This window comes from Pseudomonas tructae (assembly GCF_004214895.1).
Taxonomy (GTDB): Bacteria; Pseudomonadota; Gammaproteobacteria; order Pseudomonadales; family Pseudomonadaceae; genus Aquipseudomonas; species Aquipseudomonas tructae.
The window spans coordinates 4,123,109-4,145,971 of record NZ_CP035952.1 but is presented as its reverse complement, the minus strand read 5'-3'; the positions used below and the strand labels follow the sequence as shown (position 1 = coordinate 4,145,971).

The window sequence follows — 22,863 nt, the reverse complement described above, 5'->3', positions numbered from 1 at the left end:
TGTTTTTGCAGGATTTTTTTTCAAGAGGGTGAGCAACATGCAGATACAACCAGGCGTATACCGGCATTACAAGGGGCCTGAGTATCGTGTGTTCGGCACCGCGCGGCATTCCGAGACCGAGGAGTGGGTAGTGTTCTACCAGGCGTTGTACGGTGAATTCGGCCTGTGGGTACGACCGCTGTCGATGTTTCTCGAGTCGGTCGAGGTTGACGGCGAGCAAGTGCCGCGCTTTGCTTTGGTCAAGGCTGAAGACGGGGTGTTTTCCCGGCCCGATGCCGAGGGTGGCTAGAGCCCCGCGCTTGACCTCACTGTGTTGCCACTATATATAGCGGTGCCGCGTCAGGTACCTGCCGTGTTTTTATTTTCAGTATTCAGGAATTTTCCGATCCATGGGCAAATCGCTGGTCATTGTGGAATCCCCGGCTAAGGCCAAGACCATCAACAAGTACCTGGGCAGCCAGTACGTGGTGAAGTCGAGTATCGGCCATATCCGAGACCTGCCCACCAGCGGTTCGGCCAGCGCCAGCAAAGAGCCGGCCGCCAAGCGTGGCAAGGCCGCCGCAGGCGAAGCGCCGGCCCTGTCGCCGAAAGAGAAGGCGCGCAAGCAGCTGGTCGCACGCATGGGTGTCGACCCAGATCACGGCTGGAAAGCCAAGTACGAGATTCTCCCGGGCAAGGAGAAGGTCATCGACGAATTGCGTCGCCTGGCCAAAGACGCCGACACCATCTATCTCGCAACCGACTTGGATCGCGAGGGGGAAGCCATTGCCTGGCACCTGCGCGAAGCCATCGGTGGTGATGACAGCCGCTATAAGCGTGTGGTGTTCAACGAAATCACCAAGAAAGCCATCCAGGAAGCGTTCTCGCAGCCTGGCGAGCTGGATATCGACCGGGTCAACGCCCAGCAGGCGCGGCGCTTCCTCGATCGCGTGGTGGGCTATATGGTCTCGCCGCTGCTGTGGGCAAAGATCGCCCGTGGCCTGTCTGCCGGCCGTGTGCAGTCGGTAGCAGTGAAGCTGGTGGTCGAGCGTGAGCGCGAGATCCGTGCCTTCATCCCTGAAGAGTACTGGGAAGTGCACGCCGACCTGGGCACCGCCAAGGACGCCAAGGTACGTTTCGAAGTGGCCCGCGAGAACGGCGAAGCCTTCAAGCCGCTCAACGAAGCTCAGGCCATGGCCGCGCTTGCGCAGCTCAAGTCCTCCAGCTACACCGTGGCCAAACGTGAAGACCGCCCGACCAGCAGCAAGCCGTCGGCGCCGTTCATCACCTCGACCCTGCAGCAGGCGGCGAGCAACCGGCTGGGCTTCGGCGTGAAGAAAACCATGATGATGGCCCAGCGTCTGTACGAAGCTGGCTACATCACCTACATGCGTACTGACTCGACCAACCTCTCGGTCGATGCGGTGGATATGGCCCGCAGCTATATCGAAAGCGAGTTCGGCAAGAAATACTTGCCCGAAGCGCCGATTGTCTATGGCAGCAAAGAGGGGGCCCAGGAAGCGCACGAAGCGATCCGGCCATCCGACGTCAATACCCATCCGACCAAGCTCAGCGGCATGGAGCGTGATGCCGAGCGCTTGTACGAGCTGATCTGGCGCCAGTTCCTGGCCTGCCAGATGCCACCTGCGCAGTACCTGTCGACGACCGTCAGCGTCACCGCAGGCAACTTCGAGCTGCGTGCCAAGGGTCGCATCCTCAAGTTCGACGGTTACACCCGGGTGTTGCCACAGCAGAGCAAGCCGGGCGATGACGATGTGCTGCCGGAAATGAACCAGGGCGAAGTGCTCAAGCTGATCCAGATCGACCCCAGCCAGCACTTCACCAAGCCACCGGCGCGCTACTCCGAAGCCAGCCTGGTCAAGGAGATGGAAAAACGCGGTATCGGTCGTCCTTCGACCTATGCGGCGATTATCTCGACCATCCAGGACCGCGGTTACGTGACCTTGCACAATCGCCGGTTCTACTCCGAGAAAATGGGCGACATCGTTACCGAACGCCTGTCCGAGAGCTTCGCCAACCTGATGGACTACGGTTTCACTGCCGGCATGGAGGAAAACCTCGATGACGTGGCCCAGGGTGAGCGTGACTGGAAGAACGTCCTCGACGAGTTCTACGGCGATTTCAGCAACAAGTTGAAGCTGGCCGAAGACAGCGAGAAGGGCATGCGTGCCAACCAGCCGACCCTGACCAACATTGCCTGCAAGGAATGTGGCCGGCCGATGATGATCCGCACCGCCTCCACTGGCGTGTTCCTTGGCTGCTCGGGTTACAGCCTGCCGCCCAAGGAGCGCTGCAAGGCCACTGTCAATCTGGTGCCGGGCGATGAAATCGCTGCCGACGACGAGGGTGAGTCGGAATCGCGAGTACTGCTCAACAAGCACCGCTGCCCGATCTGCTCGACGGCCATGGACGCCTACCTGCTCGACGAGAAGCACAAGCTGCACATCTGCGGTAACAACCCAGATTGCACCGGCTACGAGATCGAAGAGGGTAGCTACCGCATCAAGGGCTACGAAGGGCCGAGCCTGGAGTGCGACAAGTGCGGTAGTGAGATGCAGCTCAAGACCGGCCGTTTCGGCAAGTTCTTCGGTTGCACCAATGCCGAGTGCAAGAACACCCGCAAGCTGCTCAAGAGCGGCGAGGCGGCGCCGCCGAAGATGGACGCGGTGAAAATGCCGGAGCTCAAGTGCGAGAAGGTCAACGACACCTATGTGCTGCGTGATGGCGCATCGGGGTTGTTCCTGGCGGCCAGCCAGTTCCCGAAAAACCGCGAAACCCGCGCACCGCTGGTGATCGAGATCGTTCCGCACAAGGATGAAATCGATCCGAAGTACCACTTCCTCTGCGAAGCGCCGAAGAAAGACCCAGAGGGTCGTCCGGCGGTCATCCGCTACAGCCGCAAGACCAAGGAGCAGTATGTGCAGACCGAGGTTGATGGCAAGCCGACTGGCTGGCGCGCGTTCTACGACGGTAATGCCTGGAAGGTCGAAGACAAGCGCTGATCGGCTGTTCAGGTAAAAATCGCGGGGCAAGCCCGCTCCCACAGGTGGTTAGCCTGTGGGAGCGGGCTTGCCCCGCGATGCATTTAAGGTCAAATTGACAGGCCGCCTTGCAGCCTTTCGGAGGGCACCCAGATGGCCCAGGAACTCTACACCCGTACCAATCAGAAGATTTACTTCGCAGGCCTGTCCCTCGAGGCCCTCGGCAAGGCGCAGGAAAGCCGGGCCATGAACGCCCAGGCGTTGATCCAGGCCGAGCGTGAATCGGCACTGTTTCACCTGTACGGCGCACTGCTGGGCCTGTGCCATGAGATTGCCGGCTTTTATCGCTTGCCCCAGGCCGGCGCACCCCGTGCCGAGCTGTTGCTGACCCGTGAAGTGCTTGAGGCCGTCGCTATTCCGGAGATGGCTGAACTGGTTGAACTGGCCGAACAGCGCGAGACCTGGCTGGCCCAACTGCTTGCCGCTTATGCCGATTTGTTCCGACCGCCGGTCGCGAAAAAAGCGCCCAAAACCGATGTCACCCAGCCCCTGATCCAGGCGGTGAGCCTTGATCAAGCCGAGGTGCCAGCGCTGTCGCGCGAAGAGCTGGAAGGCTGGCGGCAGAATCTCAAGGGGCTCACAGTGCGTTTTCGCGAGGGCTTGAGTGAGTGCTGATTGGGGCGCTGGCTGGTACAATGCTGGTCTTTCGTGGAGAACAGCCCCTTATGCCAACGTCCTTTCTAGAAATTGTCGAGTTGCCTGATGGCCGGATCGAGCTGCGCCGTGCCGAGGACGAAGGTTCGTTGGTAACCCTGGATTTCTCCGAGGACGCCAAAGCCTTTTTGCAAGGTCAGCATGTCGAAGTGGCCAAGGCCATGCTCAGTGTTGGCGTGCAGATGGCTGGCAAGCTGGTAGAGGGTGAGATCGAGCGCGACGAGGGGCCGCGGGTCCTGCACTGATCGCCTGTGTGGCTTTCTCGTCCTGAGAAAGCCTGGCGAAATCAACTATTGAGACAGACCTGAGTATCAGCCGAGGCGGATGTTCAGGCTTTGTGCGTCTCCCGCACGAGCGGCGTTGCTCAGTTGCTGGCGGGCGCTGCTGCTGACAGTGTTGAGCCAGCTGACCACGGTGTGGCTGCGGCCCAGGCGCAAGGCGTCGCAGGCCAATTGCAGGGCACTCTGGTTGCCACGTGGTTGCAGCAGCAGAATGCGTTCGCGGTTCAGGCCGGCCTCGCGCAGCCAGGCCTGGGTCAGGCTGGCGGGCGGGGCGATCAGGGTTAGCCAGCGGGCGTCATGCTCTTCGCTCAGCTCGCTCAGTTCACGCAGCATCGGCGCCAACAGGCTCTGGCAGCTACCCAGTGCGCCACGCAAAGACACCTCGCTGAACACCTGGGCTGCGCCGGGGTGGGGCGCAGGCTTGGTGTTTTTCAGGCCGGGCAGCACCGGCTGGGCGAGGAATGCCTCGAACAGTGGCAATTGCGCTTGCAGCGGTACGTTCTGTGACGCAGGGGGAAACTGCATGATGCCTCCTTTACCGGCGTATGACGCCGACGCTCAAGCCCTCGATCACCAGCTCCTGGTCTTTCAGGTTGACTTCGATGGGGGCGAATTCGGGGTTCTCGGCAATCAGCCAGACCTTGCTGCCTTCGCGCTTGAAGCGCTTGACCGTGACCTCGTCGCCGATACGGGCGACGACGATCTGGCCGTTGCGGGCTTCGCGGCAGGTGTGTACGGCCAGCAGGTCGCCGTCGACGATGCCGACATCCTTCATGCTCATGCCGTGAACGCGCAGCAGGTAGTCGGCGCGGGGGTGGAAGAAGGCCGGATTGATGTTGCAGGATTCTTCGATGTGTTGCTGGGCGAGGATCGGTGCGCCGGCAGCCACCCGGCCGATGATCGGCAAGCCGCTGTCGTCGGGTTTGGCCTCGAAGCCGGGGATGCGAATGCCACGTGACGCGCCCGGGGTCATTTCGATCGCACCCTTGCGGGCCAGGGCCTTGAGATGTTCTTCAGCGGCGTTGGGCGATTTGAAACCGAGCTGCTGGGCAATCTCCGCACGGGTCGGAGGGAAGCCGTTGTCTTCCAGGCAACGTTTGATAAAAGCCAGAATCTCAGCTTGGCGTGGCGTCAGTTTTAGCATGTCGATCGCTCTGTCTTTTTATACAGTGACTGGGATTATATACAGTATGAGGCGAGCTGCAAGCGTCAAGCTGCAAGAAGGAGCGGTGTCGAACCCACTTGCCGCTTGTGCCTTGCAGCTTGAAGCGTGTGACTGTGATTTAATACGTGACCGTATGGCCGCGAAACGGCTGTGCGGACTTGACAGATCACCACTTTGAAACGTATGTTTCAAACAAGTGTTTGTCAGGCGGAGTAGTCATGGCCCAGTCGGAAACCGTAGAACGCATTCTCGATGCTGCCGAGCAGTTGTTCGCGGAAAAAGGTTTTGCCGAAACCTCATTGCGGCTGATCACCAGCAAGGCCGGCGTCAACCTGGCGGCGGTGAACTACCACTTCGGTTCCAAGAAGGCCCTGATCCAGGCAGTCTTCTCGCGCTTCCTCGGGCCGTTCTGCGCAAGCCTTGAGCGCGAACTGGAGCGTCGCCAGTCACGCCCCGAGCAAAAGCCTACCCTTGAAGAGCTGCTGGAGATGCTGGTCGAGCAGGCGCTGGTGGTGCAACCACGCAGCGGCAACGACCTGTCGATCTTCATGCGCCTGCTTGGCCTGGCCTTCAGCCAGAGCCAGGGCCACCTGCGCCGTTACCTGGAAGACATGTACGGCAAGGTGTTCCGCCGCTACATGCTGCTGGTCAACGAAGCCGCCCCGCGCATCCCGCCGATCGAGCTGTTCTGGCGCGTGCACTTCATGCTCGGCGCCGCAGCGTTCAGCATGTCCGGGATCAAGGCCTTGCGGGCCATTGCCGAAACCGATTTTGGCATCAACACCTCGATCGAACAGGTCATGCGCCTGATGGTGCCGTTCCTGGCCGCCGGCATGCGCGCCGACAGCGGCGTCACCGACGAGGTCATGGCGGCCGCGCAACTGCGCCCGCGCAGCAAGTCCACCAGCAGCGCGGCCGCTGCCAAGGCCTGATGCCACGGCTGGGCGCGGCGAGCGGCATCGGCTAAGCTAGCGCCCCATGGCCAGTCTCGATTTCCTGCACATTTCCCTCACCGATCAATGCCTCTACGGGTTCGCCCAGGGGCAGTTGCGCCTGCGCCTCGAGGTCTCCACTGCGCAAAACGGCGCCGGTGAACTCAATGGCTCGGGCTGTACGCCCCGTGGACGCCACCAGGTGCGCGCCAAGATCGGCGCTGGTCTGCCGCAAGGCGCAGTGCTGCGCGGACGACGCTGGACGGGCGAGACCTGGTCGGCCGAGCTGCATGAACAATATCCCGGTCGCGACTGGATCCTCACGCGCATACTCTGGCTTAGCGGTTGCGAGCCGGGCGTCAATCGCTTGGGGCTGGTCGATACCTTTCGTCGTTACATCTACTTGCATGGCACGCCCGATAGCGAACCTATGGGCGTGCCGTTGTCCCATGGCTGCGTGCGCTTGCGCAACGCCGACCTGCTGAGCCTGTTTGACCAGGTGCCGGTGCATTGTCCGGTGCAGATCGACGAAGCCGCGTGCCCCCAATGGGCTCACATCAGCGTCAACTGAAGGATCAATTATGAGTGCCAGCCTGCAAGGCTCCCTGATGGTCGATATCGCCGGTACCTGGCTGACCGCCGAGGACCGCCAGCTACTGCGCCAGCCCGAAGTGGCCGGCCTGATCATTTTTGCCCGCAACATTGAAAGCCCGCGCCAGGTGCGCGAGCTGTGCGCCTCGATTCGCGCGATTCGCCCAGAACTGATCCTGGCGGTGGACCAGGAGGGTGGCCGGGTCCAGCGCCTGCGCCAGGGCTTTGTGCGCTTGCCGGCGATGCGCGCGATTGCCGACAACGACAACGCCGAGTACTTGGCCGAGCAATGTGGTTGGCTGATGGCGACCGAAGTGCTGGCGGTGGGCCTGGACCTGAGTTTCGCACCGGTGCTGGACCTCGATCACCAGCGCAGCGCCGTGGTCGGCAGTCGCGCCTTCGAAGGTGACCCGCAGCGCGCCACGCTGCTGGCCGGTGCCTTTATCCGTGGCATGAACACTGCTGGCATGGCCGCCTGCGGCAAGCACTTCCCCGGGCATGGCTGGGCCGAGGCCGATTCCCACGTGGCGATCCCCACCGACGAGCGCACTCTTGAGCAAATCCGCGCAGCCGACCTGGTGCCGTTCACCCGTTTGAGCGGGCAACTGGCAGCGGTGATGCCGGCTCACGTGATCTACCCGCAGGTCGACAATCAGCCAGCCGGTTTTTCCCGGCGCTGGTTGCAGGACATCCTGCGCGGCGAGCTGGGTTTCAATGGGGCGATCTTCAGCGATGACCTGTCCATGGCCGGTGCCCATGTGGTTGGCGACGCCGCCAGCCGTATCGAGGCGGCGCTCAGTGCTGGCTGTGACATGGGGCTGGTGTGCAATGATCGTGCGGCCGCCGAGCTGGCCCTGACAGCGGCCCAGCGCCTGAAGGTCAAGCCTTCGCCGCGCATCGCGCAGATGCGCGGGCAGGGCTTTGCCCGCACCGACTATCGGCAGCAGCCGCGCTGGCTGGAGGCGCTGGGGGCGCTCAAGGAAGCGCAACTGGTCGATTGATGGCAATCGCGGGGCAAGCCCGCTCCCACATTGAAGTGGGAGCGGGCTTGCCCCGCGATGAATTCAACCCGTCTTCGAAGCCTTGCGATTGCGAGGCAGCGGTGCAAACAATGCATCGATATCTTCCGCCGCCAAGCGCCAATCCCCCGCCTGACGCCCATCCAGTACGCCGGCCGCCAGCGCCGATTTCTCCTGCTGCAACTGCTGGATTTTCTCCTCCACGGTGCCGCGGGTAATCAATTTGTAAACAAACACCGGCTTTTCCTGACCAATGCGATAGGCGCGGTCAGTGGCCTGGTTTTCGGCGGCCGGGTTCCACCACGGGTCGTAATGGATCACGGTATCGGCTGCAGTCAGGTTCAGGCCCACGCCACCCGCCTTGAGGCTGATCAGGAAGATCTGCAGCCGGCCGTTCTGGAAGTCCTGCACCGGCGCGCGGCGATCGCGGGTTTCGCCAGTCAGCAGGGCATAGGCAATGCCACGCTGTTCCAGCTCGTGTTCTATCAGTCGCAACATGCTGGTGAACTGCGAGAACAGCAGCACCCGACGGCCTTCGGCGAGCAATTCTTCAAGCATCTCCATCAGGCTTGTGAGCTTGCCCGAATGGGCGCCGCGTGCCGTCGGTGCTTCGCTGTTGACCAGGCGCAGATCACAGCAGACCTGGCGCAGTTTAAGCAGTGCTTCAAGAATGATGATCTGGCTGCGGGCCACGCCTTTGCGGGTGATCTCGGCTCGCACTTTCTGATCCATGGCCAGGCGCATGGTCTCGTAGACATCGCGCTGGGCATCGCTGAGGTCGACCCAGTGGATCATTTCAGTCTTGGCCGGCAGTTCCGTGGCCACTTGCTCTTTGGTGCGGCGCAGCAGGAACGGCTTGATCCGTGAGTTGAGGTGCTGCAGGCGCTCATTGTTGCCCTGGCGTTCGATCGGTGTGCGGTAGTCGCGGTTGAAAGACTGCGCATCGCCCAGCCAGCCAGGCAGCAGGAAGTGGAACAGCGACCACAATTCGCCCAGGTGGTTTTCCAGGGGCGTGCCGCTCAGGCACAGGCGCTGGCGTGCTTCAAGCTGGCGTGCGGCCTGGGCCGCCTTGCTGCTCGGGCTCTTGATGTACTGGGCCTCGTCGAGGATCAGTACATGCAGCGTCAGGCCTTTGAAGTGTTCCAGGTCCTTGGGCAGCAGGGCGTAGGTGGTCAGTAGCAGGTCGTAGTCTTGCAGCGTATCAAAGTGTTTGCGCCGGCTCAGGCCTTGCAGGGTCAGTACCTTGAGGCCGGGCGCAAAGCGTTGCGCTTCGTCCTGCCAGTTGGGGATCAGGCTGGTCGGCATCACCACCATGGCCGGGCGCGTCAGGCGTCCGGCGTTTTTCTCGGTCAGCAGATGTGCCAAGGCTTGCAGGGTTTTGCCCAGGCCCATGTCGTCGGCGAGGATGCCACCCACTTCCAGCTCGCGCAGGGCCTGCATCCAGCTCAGGCCTTCGAGCTGATAGGTGCGCAGCGTGGCGTTGAGGCCCTGCGGAATCTGTACCGGTTGCTGGCGGATGTCACGCAGGCGTTCGCCCAGGTTGCGTACCCGGTCGCCGCCTTGCCAGCTCAGGGGGATGTCTTGCAGTGCGTTGAGGCGGGTGGCATCTAGCGTGGGCAGGCGTACGCTGGCCTCACCCGGCTCGCGCAGGTAGAAGTCGCCCAGTGTAGCCAGCACGGGCTTCAGCCGGCCGTATGGCAGTGCTACTTGCAGGCTGCGGCGTACCTCGCCTTGGGTGGTGGGGATCTGCACCAGCAGGCTCTCGTCGTCGCGCCGCTTGTTCAGTTGGGCAGGATTGAGCAGTTCCGGGTGGGTGCGTAGTACGTTGAGCAGAATGGGCAGCAGGCTCAAGCGTTGGCCGTTGACCTCAATGCCCACTTCCAGGTCGAACCAGTCGCGCCCACCCGCCTCGTCAATATGCGCGTACCAGTCATCGACCTCGGTGAGATTGAAGGCAAAGTCGTCGGTGTATTCGATTTTCCAGCCTTGCTCGCGCAGGGTCGGTAGGTCGTTGAGCATAAAGCGCAACCAGGCGCCTTCGGTTGCGAGTTCCAGAAGCTCGCCCGCGCTTTCCGGCAAGGCTTTGCTCTGGCGGGTGGCCACTTTGAAGCCCAGGCGCAGCAGGGTCAGGCGTATCAGCTTCTCGGCATCAGGCTGGCGCTGGATGCGCTGGTTGGTCGTGCCATCAAGGCGGGTGATTTCTGTGCCTTGCTTGCCGCTGGCGTGAATGCCGTCATAGACAAAGGAGAGTGCCGCGCGGTGCTGATGCTGGCGCTGCATCCGGCCTGATTGCGGCACATAGGCGCTGAACTCGTGACTGCCCAGAATCAGGTGAGGCGTGGGGGCAATACCGTCGATGATCGTCTCGCTCAATGTTCTGGGGGTTGGGATCTGCCGGTTGAGGGTCTGGATCCTGTGGCTGAAATTCACCACCTGGTTTGCAGGCACCAAGGGTGCCAGTGTGAGTGAGCAAGCAACCACTTCATCATAGCTGTGGCTGAGCAGGCCAATTACGTCCTTTTCGGTATCAACGTAGTACAGCGGCTTCAAGGCCAGTACCGGTTTGAGCATCCTGCCCTGGTGGTACCAACTGCCAGTGAAGCATTCGCTATTGAATGCTTCCCAGCGAAATTCGCCCGTTAAAGTCGGGCCTGGTTTGAGTGGTTGTTCGCCTGCAAGCAGAAACAGACGCTCGGTGGCCAGGGCGTGGGCAAGCAGCTCGGCGCCTTCACTGCCTTCGAGGTTCACACCGCGCGAAAGAGCGCCGTTGGACGTACCGGCAACAACCATGCGTAAAAATTTTGCGTCGCTTTCGCTCAGGAAGCCGGGGTGCTGTCGCAGTATTTCGTGCGGGTACAGGATCGGCTTGTGGCCTGTGAAGCGACCGTCCTTGAGGCGCTTGCACTTGTAGGGCGTGATGGTGGCTGTTCCGCCTGGCTGGAACTCAAGCTCGTACATCAGGGTGCGGGTGCTGGGCTCGGCAGGTTTTTCGGTATCGGGCGCTGATTTTTCCAGGCGCCCCAGCCAGTTCTCCAGCTCAGGGCTTAGCTGCTCACCGTCGTCCTTTTGCGTACCCGACTGTGATTCGCAAACCGTTGTCAGGTGGAACAAGGCGGCTGCGCAGTGCTTGCAGTCGAAGCCGACTGGGCAGGTGCAGTCGGCATTCAACGAAGAAAAGTGCGTGCCTGGATTTACGCTGACGGACTGGGTGTAGACGTTAGCGCCTGAACCGCGACAGACCGAGGTGAATTTGTAATCCTCCAGGGAGATCACCTTTACCCGGTGTTCATCGGCATAGTGAAATCCTCTTTCCAGCGCATTGGGTGGAAAGGCTTCGGTCCAGTCGCTATCTTCGAGCACTTGTTGCAGCGTCTTGCGCATCAGGTTACTGCTCCATCAACTCCGGTGCCGGAGCGGGGCTGCTGGCGGGTCGATTGGCCGTTACCTTGAGCAGCAGGGCCAGGTGGCCGCCATCGAGGAAGGTCAGTTCGCCATTTTTTACCGTGCTGTTGCTCTGCTTGAGCTGTTCGCTCTGGATCACTGTGCCATTGCCGTCGAACTGGTTGACCCAGAGGCTGGCCTCGACGCTGATGAAACGATCTTCCTTGAGGTTCAGGTTGCCCTCGATCGGGAAGTGGCCGAACTGCTTTTGCCCATCACTGATGGCGACCGCGCCGGCATCCTGTTTCCAGGCTTTATGCAGGAGCACGGTGTATTGGTTGTCGGCGCTCAGCTTGGACGCTTCGTCGGTCATGGCCGGTTGGCGCAGGTCGCCTTCGGCAATGGCCTGGGCGCCGTTGCTCCAGTCTTCCGGGGCGGATTGGCTGGTGATTGCCGGCACGGCGTTCTGCCGCACCAGGATCATTTCGACCTGATAAATGCCGTCGGCAAACGCTGCCGGGGCAATCAGCGCCAGCAGCAGGGTCAGGCTACGCAGTGCACGCATGGTACTTCCTTCACGCAGATTGTGGGGTCAGGCGCTCGAACAGCGCCTCAAGGTTGTTGAAGCGTTCTTCCGGGCGTTCCATCGGCACCATGAACTTGAACTGGGTCGCGCCTTCGAACTTGTAGCGTTTGGGCTGACCCTGGATCAGTTTGATCAGCACCAGCGGATCGACCGGGGTTTCTGACTCGAACTCGATCTTGCCGCCATTGGGCCCGGCGTCGACTTTCTTGATCCCGAGCTTTTCCGCCTGCAACTTGAGCAGGGTCAGGCGCACCAGGTTCTTGGTCGGCTCGGGCAGCAGGCCGAAGCGGTCGATCATCTCGACCTGCAGGTCCTTGAGGCCGTCTTCGTCCACCGCCGAGGCGATGCGCTTGTAGAGGATCAGGCGCGCATGCACATCCGGCAGATAATCTTCGGGAATCAGCGCCGGCAAACGCAGGTTGATTTCCGGGCCGCCACCGAGCGGTTGGTCAAGGTTGGGCTGGGTGCCCTTGCGGATGGCCTTGACCGCGCGTTCGAGCATTTCCATGTACAGGGTAAAGCCGACCGCCTGGATCTGACCGCTCTGGCCTTCGCCGAGCAGCTCGCCAGCACCGCGGATTTCCAGGTCGTTGGTGGCCAGGACGAAACCTGCGCCCAGGTCCTGGGTATTGGCGATGGCTTCCAGGCGCTTCTCGGCGTCCGGGGAGATCTGCTGGCGTGGCGGGGTGAGCAGGTAGGCATAGGCCTGGTGGTGGCTGCGCCCGACCCGGCCGCGCAACTGGTGCAGCTGGGCCAGGCCGAACTTGTCGGCACGCTCGATGATGATGGTGTTGGCACTGGGCACGTCGATGCCGGTCTCGATGATGGTCGAGGCGATCAGCACGTTGAAGCGCTTGTGGTAGAAGTCGCTCATCACCTGTTCGAGTTCGCGTTCGCGCATCTGCCCGTGGCCGATGCCGATGCGCGCCTCGGGTACCAGCTCGGCAAGGTCGGCGGCGCATTTCTCGATGCTTTTGACATCGTTGTGCAGGTAGTACACCTGGCCGCCGCGCAGTAGCTCACGCAGCAGTGCCTCTTTGACCGTGCTTTTGTTCTGCTCCATGACGAAGGTGCGCACCGACAGCCGGCGGGCCGGCGGCGTGGCGATGATCGACAGGTCGCGCATGCCGGCCACGGCCATGTTCAGGGTGCGCGGGATCGGCGTGGCGGTCAGGGTGAGGATGTCCACTTCGCTGCGCAGGGCCTTGAGCTGTTCTTTCTGACGCACGCCGAAACGGTGTTCTTCGTCGATGATCACCAGGCCCAGGTCCTTGATCTTGACGTCGTCCTGCAACAGTTTGTGGGTGCCGATGACGATGTCGATCTTGCCTTCGGCCAGGTCCGCCACTGCGGCGGCGATTTCCTTGGGTGACTTGAAGCGGCTCATCACTTCAACGGTCACCGGCCAGTCGGCAAAGCGGTCGCGGAAACTATTGTAGTGTTGCTGGGCGAGCAGGGTGGTGGGGACCAGAATGGCGACCTGACGGCCACCGTGCACGGCGATGAAGGCGGCGCGCATGGCCACTTCGGTCTTGCCGAAGCCAACGTCGCCGCACACCAGGCGGTCCATCGGCTTGGCCGCCAGCATGTCTTCGCGCACCGCTTCGATGGCGCTTTGCTGGTCCGGGGTTTCCTCGAAGGGGAAGCCGGCGCTGAAGGTGGCGTAATCCACCGACGGGTCGGCAAACGCATAGCCTTTGCGTGCGGCGCGGCGGGCATAGATGTCGAGCAGCTCGGCGGCCACATCGCGCACTTGCTCGGCGGCCTTGCGCTTGGCTTTTTGCCAGGCTTCGGAGCCGAGCCGGTGCAGCGGCGCCAGGGCATCGTCGCTACCGGTGTAACGGGCGATCAGGTGCAGGTTGGCCACCGGTACATAGAGCTTGGCACCCTCGGCGTATTCGAGGGTGAGGAATTCTGCGGCCTGGTTGTCGATTTCCAGGGTCGCCAGGCCCAAGTAGCGGCCGACACCATGGTCGATGTGCACCACCGGCGCGCCTTCGCGCAGCTCGGTGAGGTTCTTGATCACTGCATCGTTGTTGGCGTCGCTGCGTTTGTCGCGGCGTCGGCGCTGCATGACCCGCTGGCCGAACAGCGGGCTCTCGGCGACCAGGGCAATGGCCGGGTCATCCAGCAGCAGGCCTTCGTCCAGCGGCGCAATGGTGATCGCCAGGCGCTCTTTACCCGCAACGAACGCGCTCCAGTTGTCGACGGTTTTGGGGCGCAGCTTCAGGCGTTCGAGCAGCTCCAGCAGGACTTCGCGGCGGCCCGCCGATTCGGCGGTAAACAACACGCGGCCAGGGAACTGGTCGAGGAAGCCCGACAGCGCCGCCAGTGGCTGGTTGGCCTTGGCTTCGATGGCCAGGTTGGGCAGAGGCTGGGCCGCGAAGCGTTCGCGGCCGACGCCGCTGTCGACGTCATCTTGGCTTGCGACCACCCGTGGCCAGCTTTTGAGCCGGGCAAAGCAGTCTTCCACCGGCAGGAACAGCTCGACGGGCGGCAGCAACGGCCGCGCCGGGTCGATGCGGCGCTCTTCGTAACGGTTGCGTACATCGCTCCAGAAGTGTTCGGCGGCTTGCTCGACGCCCGGCAGGGAAAACACCTGGGTGTCCTGGGGCAAGTAGTCGAACAGGGTCGAGGTGTCTTCGAAGAACAGCGGCAGGTAGTACTCGATACCGGCCGGAGTAATGCCGCTGGACAGGTCCTGGAAGATCGGGCAGCGGCGGAAATCGACATCGAAGCGCTCGCGAAAGCGTGCCTTGAAACGCGTGACTGCCTCTTTTTGCAGCGGGAACTCGCGGGCCGGCAGCAGCCGCACCGAATCGACCTTGTCGATCGAGCGCTGGGTTTCCGGGTCGAAGGTGCGCAGGGTCTCGATTTCGTCATCGAACAGGTCGATGCGGTACGGCAGCTTGCTGCCCATCGGGAACAGATCGATCAAGGCGCCGCGCACGGCGAATTCGCCATGCTCGTAGACCGTGTCGACACAACGGTAGCCGCTGGCCTCGAGGCGTGTGCGCATCTGCTCGACATCCAGCTTCTGGCCAATGTCCAGGACCAGGCTGCTGCCGAGCAAAAAGCGTGTCGGCGCCAGGCGGTGCAGCGCCGTGGTGATCGGCACCACGAGAATCCCGTGGTCGAGCTCCGGCAGCCGGTACAGGCTGGAAATGCGCTGGGAGATGATGTCCTGGTGCGGCGAGAACAGATCGTAGGGCAGGGTTTCCCAGTCGGGGAAGGGCAGTACCGGCAGCTCGGGCGCAAAGAAACGCAGTTCCTGCTCGAGGCGGTCAGCGCTCTGGCTGTCGGCGGTCAGCAGCAGGGTAAAGCGTTTGGCGGCACTGGCCGCTTCGGCAATGGCCAGGCTCAGGGCGGCGCCCGGCAGGTTGCCCCAGGTTTGTTTGCCGGCAGTGGCCGGCAGGTGCGGTAGACGCAGAACAGGCACGGGAGGTCGAGCTCCAAGCGTTGCGACAAAGACGCCAATTGTACCGGGCGCGGGCCTGCGCTGTCAGGTTTGTACAGGTTAAAAGCATGTAGTGGCGTGCTGGCGACAGGCGCTCATTGCCCGATGGGCTGCGGGGCGTCATAATGTAGCCCCTTTTTTCTGTCCCTACATGTGGAAGGTTCCCGTGACTCAGAAGCCCGACCAGTGTCTTGGTGAGTGGATTGATCGTGAAGCGCTTGCAGAAGCGATGATCCCGCTTATCGGTCAGCTCTACCGCAATAACAATGTGGTGAGCTCGATCTATGGCCGTAGCCTGATCAACCGCTCGGTGATCTCGATCCTCAAAGCACACCGCTTTGCCCGTCATCGCCAGACCGACGAAACCGAACTGTCTGTACACGAGACATTCCCGCTGCTCAAAGCCATGAGCGAGCTGAAACTGGGCGCAGCTTCAGTCGACCTGGGCAAGCTGGCCAACAAGTTCAAGCAAGAAGGCAACGGCCGTACAGCCGAGCAGTTCGTGCGCGAAGAAATGGCTGACGTGGTTGGCCAGCAAAACGCTTCGGCGCGCAAAGGCACCGACGTCGTGCTGTACGGCTTTGGTCGTATCGGCCGCCTGCTGGCGCGTATCCTGATCGAAAAAACCGGTGGTGGCGACGGCCTGCGTCTGCGCGCCATCGTCGTGCGCAAAGGCGCCGACAACGATCTGGTCAAGCGTGCCAGCCTGCTGCGTCGTGATTCGGTGCATGGCCCGTTCGATGGCACCATCACCATCGATGAAGCCAACAACACCATCACCGCCAACGGCAACCTGATCCAGGTTATCTACGCCAAGAGCCCGAGCGAAGTCGACTACACCCAGTACGGTATCGACAACGCCCTGATCGTCGACAACACCGGTGTCTGGCGTGACGCCGATGGCCTGGGTCAGCACCTGGCCTGCCCGGGCGCTGCCCGCGTGATTCTCACCGCACCTGGCAAGGGCGCGCTGAAGAACATCGTGCACGGCATCAACCATGGCGAAATCAGCGCCGATGACAAGATCATCTCCGCGGCTTCCTGCACCACCAACGCCATCGTTCCAGTCCTCAAAGCGGTCAACGACAAGTTCGGCATCATCAACGGTCACGTTGAAACCGTTCACTCGTTCACCAACGACCAGAACCTGATCGACAACTTCCACAAAGGCAGCCGTCGCGGCCGCGCCGCGCCACTGAACATGGTGATCACCGAGACCGGTGCCGCCACTGCCGCCGCCAAGGCGCTGCCAGTGCTCAAGGGCAAGCTGACCGGCAACGCGATCCGCGTACCAACGCCGAACGTGTCGATGGCTATCCTGAACCTGAACCTGGAAAAAGCCACCAGCCGCGAAGAGATCAACGAGTACCTGCGCCAGATGGCCATGCACTCGGACCTGCACAAGCAGATCGACTACGTGAGCTCCCAGGAAGTGGTCTCCACCGACTTCGTCGGCTCCCGCCACGCCGGTGTGGTCGATGCCGAAGCCACCATCTGCAACGATAACCGCGTTGTCCTGTACGTCTGGTACGACAACGAATTCGGTTACAGCTGCCAGGTAGTGCGCGTGATGGAAGACATGGCTGGCGTCAACCCGCCTGCTTTCCCACGCTAAGCTTGGCTTTGTCGTGAAAGACGGGAACCTTTGGGTTCCCGTTTTTTTTGCCCTGATTTCCGAAGGAGGCTGGATGCGCAGGACAGTGTTGATGGGCATGTTGCTGGGCCTGGCCGGGTGTGGGCAGGGCAACAGCCTGGAGCGCATCAGCGGCCCGACCATGGGCAGCAGCTATACCGTGCAGTATGTACGCACGCCCCAGGGGCCGGCGCCGGAGCAGGTCAAGCGTGAGGTGGAGCGGGTTCTCGAGGGCGTTGACAAGCGTTTTTCCACGTACCGCAGTGATTCGCTGGTCGAAGCCTTCAACCGCTTGCCGGCCAACAGCTGTCAACCGATGCCGGCCGATGTGCTGGAGCTGGTACGGGTGGGCGAGCAGTTGGCGCAGCAGAGTGGCGGCGCGTTCGACCTGACCGTGGAGCCCTTGCTCGACCTGTGGGGCTTCGGCCCACAGTCGCGTCTGGAGAAAGTGCCGGATGCCCAGGTCTTGGCTGCCACTCGCCAGCGGGTTGGGCATGGGCATTTGCGCATAAGCGCTGAACAACTGTGCAAGGATGCGCCGGTGGAAGTGGACTTCAACAGCATCGCCGCCGGGCATGCGGTGGACCTGCTGGTGGCGCGGCTAAACGCCCTGGGCATCGCGGATTTACTGGTCGAAGCCACTGGCGAGCTCAAGGCGGTGGGGCGCAAAGCCGATGGCAGTCCGTGGAAAGTGGCTCTGGAATTGCCCCGTGATGATCGGCAGATTGCCCGGCAAGTAGTGAATGTGGACGGTTTTGGTGTGTCCACCTCCGGTGACTATCGCAATTATTTCGAGGAGAATGGCCAGCGCTATTCACACACCTTCGATGCGCGCCTGGGGCAACCGGTGAAACACGACCTGGCGGCGGTGACGGTGTTCGATCGTTCGACCTTGATGGCGGATGGCTATTCGACCTTGCTGTTCATCCTCGGGCCTGAGCAGGGGTGGGATTTTGCGCTCGAGCATGGGATTGCCGCGGTGTTCGTGACCCGGGTTGCCGATGGATTCGTCTCCAGAAGCACGCCGGCGTTTGCGCAAGTAGCGGTGAATTGACACGCATCGCGGGGCAAGCCCGCTCCCACACACCCGTAGGAGCGGGCTTGCCCCGCGATGAATACATGTAGTGCAGAGAAAAATAGCCTACGACGCGACCAAGGGTTAATGTGCGCGGCGTTCAAGCTTGATTAGACTGCACCCGAATTTTTTCATGGCGCCGCTGGCGGCATGAGGTAGCCCCGCCCGCCGACGTGGCGCGTGGGCCTGTTCTGAAGGAGTACGCATGGCTGTCTACAACTACGACGTAGTGGTGCTGGGTTCCGGCCCCGCAGGAGAAGGGGCGGCAATGAATGCTGCCAAAGCAGGACGCAAGGTGGCGATGGTCGATAGCCGTCGCCAGGTCGGCGGCAACTGCACCCACCTGGGTACCATTCCGTCCAAGGCCCTGCGTCACTCGGTGCGCCAGATCATGCAGTTCAACACCAACCCGATGTTTCGGGCCATTGGTGAGCCGCGCTGGTTCTCCTTCCCGGACGTCCTCAAAAGCGCCGAGAAGGTCATCTCCAAGCAGGTCGCCTCGCGCACTGGCTACTATGCGCGCAACCGGGTCGATGTGTTCTTCGGCACCGGCAGCTTCGCCGATGAGCAGACCATCGAAGTGGTCTGCGCCAACGGCGTGGTCGAGAAACTGGTGGCCAAGCACATCATCATCGCCACCGGTTCGCGGCCGTATCGTCCGGCCGATATCGATTTCCACCACCCGCGTATCTACGATAGCGACACCATCCTCAGCCTCGGCCACACCCCGCGCAAACTGATCGTCTACGGCGCTGGCGTGATTGGTTGCGAGTACGCCTCGATCTTCAGTGGCCTGGGTGTACTGGTGGAGCTGGTGGACAACCGCGCGCAATTGCTGAGCTTCCTCGACTCGGAAATTTCCCAGGCGTTGAGCTACCACTTCAGCAACAACAACATCACCGTTCGCCACAACGAAGAGTATGAGCGGGTCGAGGGCGTGGACAACGGCGTGATCCTGCACCTGAAGTCCGGCAAGAAGATCAAGGCCGACGCCTTGCTCTGGTGCAACGGCCGTACCGGCAACACCGACAAGCTGGGCCTGGAAAACATCGGTATCAAGGTCAACAGCCGCGGCCAGATCGAAGTCGACGAGAACTACCGCACCCACGTGGCGAACATCTATGGTGCCGGTGACGTGATCGGCTGGCCAAGCCTGGCCAGCGCCGCCCACGACCAGGGCCGTTCGGCCGCTGGCAGCATCGTCGATAACGGCAGCTGGCGCTTCGTCAACGATGTGCCGACCGGCATCTACACCATTCCGGAGATCAGTTCGATCGGCAAGAACGAGCAGGAACTGACCCAGGCCAAGGTGCCTTATGAAGTGGGCAAGGCCTTCTTCAAGGGCATGGCCCGGGCGCAGATCGCCGGTGAGCCGCAGGGCATGCTGAAGATCCTGTTCCACCGCGAAACCCTGGAAATCCTCGGCGTGCACTGCTTCGGTTACCAGGCGTCGGAGATTGTCCACATCGGCCAGGCGATCATGGATCAGCCGGGTGAGCGCAATACCCTGAAGTACTTCGTCAACACCACCTTCAACTACCCGACCATGGCTGAAGCCTACCGGGTCGCGGCTTACGACGGCCTCAACCGGCTTTTTTGAGCGGCTCCGGCCGGTGGCCTGAGCCGGTCGGGGAGACCGATTTCAGCGATTCTCGAGGGTGGCGCTGGCCAAACCGGGAAAGTCTGTAATCAGGCTGTCTACGCCGAAGTCGGCGAGCCTGCGCATCAGCGCCGGCTCGTTGACGGTCCACACCGACACATGCAACCCCTGACGCTGGGCCTTGATCAGGCGCTCGGGGGTGCACAGTGTCCAGTTCAATGCCAGCAAGTTGCAGCCATAGTTCTGGGCGACCTTCAGTGGGTCGAGCCAGGCGTACTCGGCGACCAGCCCCCTGGAAATATCCGGAGTCAGCTCAAGCGCTGCGCCCAGCACTTCGCGCGAGCTTGAGGTAATGGTGATCTTGTCGAGCAGGCCAAACTGCTGGGCCATTTCGCGGATGGCCAACACGGTGGTGGCGGCGCGGGTGCGCGAGGCACTCTTGACCTCCAGTTGCCAGTGCTCGAAGTCGCATTTTTCGAACAACTCCTCAAGGCGTGGGACTGGGCAGGGTGAGACCCAGCCCGGGCCGCCCTTGCGCGCATCATAGGTCACAAGGTCCGCAGCGCTGTGCTCGACCACTTTGCCGCGTCGGCCGGTGGTGCGCTTGAGGCTCGGGTCGTGGATCACCATCAGCTCGTTGTCTGCAGACAGGTGCAGGTCGAGTTCGCAGCGACGCACGCCGTGCCCGAGGCACTGCTGGAAGCTGGCGAGGGTGTTTTCGGGGGCTTCGCCCTTGGCGCCGCGGTGGCCGTAAATCGTGGTCACGTGTGTTCCTTCAACAAATAAGTGAAACTCAGGAGGCGCTTGGTTCGTTCTGCTCCAGCGCCTGGCGTCGTTGTTGGGCTTGGCGTTGCAGGATGTAACGGGCGAGCAGTTGGCGCTGGGCATCGGTGGTGTCGATGAACTCGGCACCGATTTCGTAGGCGCCATCGTCCCTGCGATCACAATGGGTGACTCTGGCGCGCAGCAGCAGGCCCAGGGCTTGTGGCATCAGCACCATTTTCACTGCGACGCGGGCGCCGGCAGCCACTGCCTCGGCGCGGCTGAATTCGATACCGCCCTCGGACAGCACCACCGGTTGTGGCGCGCTCAACTGCCCGAGCAGGGTTTGTGCGACCACTGCACTGAGCAGGTCGATACGTTTGTTCTGGGCCTTGAGAAAGGCGGCCAGGGTGCGGTCCTTGTCACTGAGCTGGCGCAACAGGTGCTGGGATTCGAACTCGCTCAAGTGCAGTTCACTGAGCAGGTTGAATAGCGGTGAAGTATCTTGCAACAAGTCCGTGCCAAGCGCTTCAGAGGCGCTCAACGGGCTAATTTCCAGTGCGATCCGATCCTCGATACGGTAGTATTCGCGGCGATCTTCTTCATCTAATGTCGACATGGCGAACCCATGGTAGCGGCGGTGGTCTGAGTGTAAAGCTGCTATTCAAGCCCCGCCACAAGGACGTTCCTCTTTCCTCCGAACAAGCCCCGACATGTTCAGACCTCTCTTCGTATTCATCGGCACGCGTTATACCCGTGCCAAGCGTCGCAACCACTTCGTCTCGTTCATTTCCCTGACCTCGATGATCGGCCTCGCCCTGGGCGTTGTCGTGATGATCGTGGTGTTGTCGGTGATGAATGGCTTCGATCACGAGATGCGCACCCGGGTGTTGGGCATGGTGCCCCATGCCACACTGGAAACCGGCCAGCCGATCAACGACTGGCCCGCCCTTGCCAGTCAAGTAAAGCAGAACCCGCAGGTTCTGGCGGTGGCGCCCTTCACCCAGATGCAGGGCCTGCTGACCCACGACGGCAAGGTGCAGAAGGTGCTGCTCAACGGCATCGATCCGGCCCAGGAGCGCCAGGTCTCGATCATCGACGACTTTATCCGCGAGGGTAAGCTCGATGACCTGGCCCCCGGCGATTTCGGCATCATGATCGGTGACAAGGCTGCCACCAAGCTGGGCGTCGGTGTCGGCGACAAGCTGACCTTCGTCGCACCCGAGGTCACTGTGACCCCGGCCGGGATGTTCCCGCGCATGAAGCGCTTTACCGTGGTCGGCATCTTTCATGTCGGTGCCGGTGAAATCGACGGCTATCTGGGCCTGACCAACCTGTCCGACCTGTCCCGGCTGCACCGCTGGAAGGCCGACCAGGTCCAGGGCCTGCGCCTGAAATTCGATGACCTGTTCCAGGCCCCGCGAGTGGCCTGGGACATCGCCCAGAAGCTGGGCGAGCAGGAGTTCTACGCCCGCGACTGGACCCGCAGCCACGGCAACCTGTACCAGGCGATCCGCATGGAAAAAGCCATGATCGGCCTGTTGTTGCTGCTGATTGTCGCGGTGGCGGCGTTCAACATCATTTCTACCCTGGTAATGGTGGTCAACGACAAGAAGGGCGATATTGCCATCTTGCGCACCCTGGGTTCGACGCCCGGGCAGATCATGGCCATTTTCATGGTCCAGGGCACGGTGATTGGCGTGGTCGGTACCCTGATCGGGGCGCTGGTGGGTATCTTCGCCGCGCTCAATGTCAGTGCCGCAATTGCCGGCATCGAGACCCTGATCGGGCACAAGTTCCTCAATGCCGACGTCTACTTCATCGACTACCTGCCTTCGCAAATCATGGCCGAAGACGTGTGGATGGTCTGCGGCGCGGCATTGGTCCTGAGTTTCCTCGCCACCCTGTATCCGGCCTGGCGTGCGGCACGCACCCAGCCTGCGGAGGCGCTACGTTATGAGTGAGTTGGGCATGAGTGATAAAGCAGTGCTGAGTTGCCGCAACCTGGGCAAGTCCTACGAGGAAGGCCCGGAGAAGGTCCAGGTCTTGTCTGGCCTGCAGTTGGAGCTGCACCCGGGTGAGCGGGTGGCGATCGTCGGCAGTTCGGGTTCGGGCAAGAGTACCTTGCTCAACCTGCTCGGCGGCCTCGATACGCCGACCGAAGGCAGCGTCTGGCTGGCCGGCGAAGAACTCTCGGCGCTGGGCGAGCGTGCCCGTGGCCTGCTGCGCAACCGCGCCCTGGGCTTCGTCTACCAGTTTCACCACCTGTTGCCGGAGTTCACTGCGCTTGAGAACGTGTGCATGCCGCTGCTGATCGGCCGCACCGCCATCCCTGAAGCCCGCGAACGCGCCCAGGCGCTGCTCAAACGCGTGGGCCTGGGCCATCGCCTGAGCCACAAACCGGCCGAACTGTCCGGTGGCGAGCGCCAGCGCGTGGCCATTGCCCGGGCGCTGGTCAACCGGCCGGGGCTGGTGATGCTCGACGAGCCTACCGGCAACCTCGACCATCACACTGCCCAGGGCATCCAGGACTTGATGCAGGAGCTCAGCACGTCCTCGCAAACAGCTTTTCTGGTGGTGACCCACGATCTCAACCTGGCACGCCAGATGGACCGCGTACTGCGTCTGGAAGACGGGCACCTGGTACCGATCTGATTGCCCGTGCACTGTGCCCGTCGACGTCAGG

Annotated in this window: 19 protein-coding genes; 12 read left to right on the top strand and 7 right to left on the bottom strand. The window is 62.0% G+C overall.

What is annotated here, in order from left to right:
- Positions 1-37 precede the first annotated feature (37 nt).
- The 4 genes from EXN22_RS18905 (at position 38) to EXN22_RS18890 (ending at position 3,940) form a co-directional block, all read left to right on the top strand.
- Complete coding sequence (locus EXN22_RS18905; protein WP_130265504.1) at positions 38-289, top strand: DUF1653 domain-containing protein; 252 nt, start codon at positions 38-40, stop codon at positions 287-289.
- A 100-nt stretch (positions 290-389) separates the two neighbouring features.
- A complete protein-coding gene (topA, locus tag EXN22_RS18900) occupies positions 390-3,002 on the top strand; it encodes a type I DNA topoisomerase (protein ID WP_130265503.1) in 2,613 nt (870 codons plus the stop codon).
- 132 nt (positions 3,003-3,134) lie between these two features.
- Entirely contained in the window at positions 3,135-3,656 is a 522-nt protein-coding gene (locus EXN22_RS18895; protein WP_130265502.1) for a DUF6586 family protein, read from the top strand.
- Between the two features lie 50 nt (positions 3,657-3,706).
- Positions 3,707-3,940: a hypothetical protein gene (locus EXN22_RS18890; RefSeq protein WP_010226971.1), complete on the top strand. Its 234-nt coding sequence runs from the start codon at positions 3,707-3,709 to the stop codon at positions 3,938-3,940.
- Positions 3,941-4,006: 66 nt separating this feature from the next.
- On the opposite strand, the gene sulA is transcribed toward EXN22_RS18890, so the two are convergent.
- The gene (gene sulA, locus EXN22_RS18885; RefSeq protein ID WP_130265501.1) at positions 4,007-4,501 is read right to left on the bottom strand and encodes an SOS-induced cell division inhibitor SulA; all 495 of its coding nucleotides are present in this window, start codon (positions 4,499-4,501) and stop codon (positions 4,007-4,009) included.
- Positions 4,502-4,511: 10 nt separating this feature from the next.
- Entirely contained in the window at positions 4,512-5,120 is a 609-nt protein-coding gene (gene lexA, locus EXN22_RS18880) for a transcriptional repressor LexA (protein ID WP_130265500.1), read from the bottom strand.
- 239 nt (positions 5,121-5,359) lie between these two features.
- Here lexA and EXN22_RS18875 point away from each other — a divergent pair, with 239 nt between their 5' ends.
- Genes EXN22_RS18875 through nagZ form a run of 3 tightly spaced genes read left to right on the top strand, consistent with a single transcriptional unit; the run spans position 5,360 to position 7,665 of the window.
- Complete coding sequence (locus EXN22_RS18875) at positions 5,360-6,073, top strand: TetR/AcrR family transcriptional regulator (RefSeq protein ID WP_130265499.1); 714 nt, start codon at positions 5,360-5,362, stop codon at positions 6,071-6,073.
- Positions 6,074-6,119: 46 nt separating this feature from the next.
- Positions 6,120-6,644: a L,D-transpeptidase gene (locus EXN22_RS18870; protein WP_130265498.1), complete on the top strand. Its 525-nt coding sequence runs from the start codon at positions 6,120-6,122 to the stop codon at positions 6,642-6,644.
- 22 nt (positions 6,645-6,666) lie between these two features.
- Entirely contained in the window at positions 6,667-7,665 is a 999-nt protein-coding gene (gene nagZ, locus EXN22_RS18865; protein ID WP_177414080.1) for a beta-N-acetylhexosaminidase, read from the top strand.
- Positions 7,666-7,728: 63 nt separating this feature from the next.
- Here the strand turns inward: nagZ and EXN22_RS18860 are convergent, their stop codons facing one another.
- Genes EXN22_RS18860 through mfd form a run of 3 tightly spaced genes read right to left on the bottom strand, consistent with a single transcriptional unit; the run spans position 7,729 to position 15,089 of the window.
- A complete protein-coding gene (locus EXN22_RS18860) occupies positions 7,729-11,064 on the bottom strand; it encodes a DEAD/DEAH box helicase (RefSeq protein ID WP_130265496.1) in 3,336 nt (1,111 codons plus the stop codon).
- A 4-nt stretch (positions 11,065-11,068) separates the two neighbouring features.
- Positions 11,069-11,629, bottom strand: coding sequence for a CsiV family protein (locus tag EXN22_RS18855; protein WP_130265495.1), 561 nt, complete (start codon positions 11,627-11,629; stop codon positions 11,069-11,071).
- A 10-nt stretch (positions 11,630-11,639) separates the two neighbouring features.
- Positions 11,640-15,089 (bottom strand): transcription-repair coupling factor, encoded by a 3,450-nt coding sequence (mfd, locus tag EXN22_RS18850; protein ID WP_130265494.1) that lies wholly within the window; start codon positions 15,087-15,089, stop codon positions 11,640-11,642.
- Between the two features lie 169 nt (positions 15,090-15,258).
- Between mfd and EXN22_RS18845 the strand changes: the two genes are divergently transcribed.
- The 3 genes from EXN22_RS18845 (at position 15,259) to sthA (ending at position 19,415) form a co-directional block, all read left to right on the top strand.
- Positions 15,259-16,722 carry a glyceraldehyde-3-phosphate dehydrogenase gene (locus EXN22_RS18845; RefSeq protein ID WP_130265493.1) on the top strand — a complete coding sequence of 488 codons (1,464 nt, stop codon included), beginning with the start codon at positions 15,259-15,261 and terminating at the stop codon, positions 16,720-16,722.
- A 73-nt stretch (positions 16,723-16,795) separates the two neighbouring features.
- Positions 16,796-17,794 carry an FAD:protein FMN transferase gene (locus EXN22_RS18840; RefSeq protein WP_130265492.1) on the top strand — a complete coding sequence of 333 codons (999 nt, stop codon included), beginning with the start codon at positions 16,796-16,798 and terminating at the stop codon, positions 17,792-17,794.
- A 226-nt stretch (positions 17,795-18,020) separates the two neighbouring features.
- Positions 18,021-19,415 carry a Si-specific NAD(P)(+) transhydrogenase gene (sthA, locus tag EXN22_RS18835; RefSeq protein ID WP_130265491.1) on the top strand — a complete coding sequence of 465 codons (1,395 nt, stop codon included), beginning with the start codon at positions 18,021-18,023 and terminating at the stop codon, positions 19,413-19,415.
- Positions 19,416-19,457: 42 nt separating this feature from the next.
- Here the strand turns inward: sthA and EXN22_RS18830 are convergent, their stop codons facing one another.
- Positions 19,458-20,180: a glycerophosphodiester phosphodiesterase gene (locus EXN22_RS18830; protein WP_130265490.1), complete on the bottom strand. Its 723-nt coding sequence runs from the start codon at positions 20,178-20,180 to the stop codon at positions 19,458-19,460.
- Positions 20,181-20,208: 28 nt separating this feature from the next.
- Positions 20,209-20,796, bottom strand: a complete 588-nt coding sequence (locus EXN22_RS18825; protein ID WP_130265489.1) for a PilZ domain-containing protein — start codon at positions 20,794-20,796, stop codon at positions 20,209-20,211.
- Positions 20,797-20,890: 94 nt separating this feature from the next.
- Here EXN22_RS18825 and EXN22_RS18820 point away from each other — a divergent pair, with 94 nt between their 5' ends.
- Together EXN22_RS18820 and lolD are read left to right on the top strand one after the other, a co-directional pair.
- Positions 20,891-22,141, top strand: a complete 1,251-nt coding sequence (locus EXN22_RS18820; protein WP_130265488.1) for a lipoprotein-releasing ABC transporter permease subunit — start codon at positions 20,891-20,893, stop codon at positions 22,139-22,141.
- A 7-nt stretch (positions 22,142-22,148) separates the two neighbouring features.
- Entirely contained in the window at positions 22,149-22,832 is a 684-nt protein-coding gene (gene lolD / locus EXN22_RS18815; protein ID WP_177414034.1) for a lipoprotein-releasing ABC transporter ATP-binding protein LolD, read from the top strand.
- The last annotated feature ends 31 nt before the right edge of the window (positions 22,833-22,863 follow it).

What these genes read in the sequence shown, in the direction of transcription:
- EXN22_RS18905 (WP_130265504.1), top strand. Translation starts at nt 38, where the DNA reads ATGCAGATACAACCAGGCGTATACCGGCATTACAAGGGGCCTGAGTAT.
- topA (WP_130265503.1), top strand. Translation starts at nt 390, where the DNA reads ATGGGCAAATCGCTGGTCATTGTGGAATCCCCGGCTAAGGCCAAGACC.
- EXN22_RS18895 (WP_130265502.1), top strand. Translation starts at nt 3,135, where the DNA reads ATGGCCCAGGAACTCTACACCCGTACCAATCAGAAGATTTACTTCGCA.
- EXN22_RS18890 (WP_010226971.1), top strand. Translation starts at nt 3,707, where the DNA reads ATGCCAACGTCCTTTCTAGAAATTGTCGAGTTGCCTGATGGCCGGATC.
- sulA (WP_130265501.1), bottom strand. Translation starts at nt 4,501, where the DNA reads ATGCAGTTTCCCCCTGCGTCACAGAACGTACCGCTGCAAGCGCAATTG.
- lexA (WP_130265500.1), bottom strand. Translation starts at nt 5,120, where the DNA reads ATGCTAAAACTGACGCCACGCCAAGCTGAGATTCTGGCTTTTATCAAA.
- EXN22_RS18875 (WP_130265499.1), top strand. Translation starts at nt 5,360, where the DNA reads ATGGCCCAGTCGGAAACCGTAGAACGCATTCTCGATGCTGCCGAGCAG.
- EXN22_RS18870 (WP_130265498.1), top strand. Translation starts at nt 6,120, where the DNA reads ATGGCCAGTCTCGATTTCCTGCACATTTCCCTCACCGATCAATGCCTC.
- EXN22_RS18860 (WP_130265496.1), bottom strand. Translation starts at nt 11,064, where the DNA reads ATGCGCAAGACGCTGCAACAAGTGCTCGAAGATAGCGACTGGACCGAA.
- EXN22_RS18855 (WP_130265495.1), bottom strand. Translation starts at nt 11,629, where the DNA reads ATGCGTGCACTGCGTAGCCTGACCCTGCTGCTGGCGCTGATTGCCCCG.
- EXN22_RS18845 (WP_130265493.1), top strand. Translation starts at nt 15,259, where the DNA reads ATGTGGAAGGTTCCCGTGACTCAGAAGCCCGACCAGTGTCTTGGTGAG.
- EXN22_RS18840 (WP_130265492.1), top strand. Translation starts at nt 16,796, where the DNA reads ATGCGCAGGACAGTGTTGATGGGCATGTTGCTGGGCCTGGCCGGGTGT.
- sthA (WP_130265491.1), top strand. Translation starts at nt 18,021, where the DNA reads ATGGCTGTCTACAACTACGACGTAGTGGTGCTGGGTTCCGGCCCCGCA.
- EXN22_RS18825 (WP_130265489.1), bottom strand. Translation starts at nt 20,796, where the DNA reads ATGTCGACATTAGATGAAGAAGATCGCCGCGAATACTACCGTATCGAG.
- EXN22_RS18820 (WP_130265488.1), top strand. Translation starts at nt 20,891, where the DNA reads ATGTTCAGACCTCTCTTCGTATTCATCGGCACGCGTTATACCCGTGCC.
- lolD (WP_177414034.1), top strand. Translation starts at nt 22,149, where the DNA reads ATGAGTGATAAAGCAGTGCTGAGTTGCCGCAACCTGGGCAAGTCCTAC.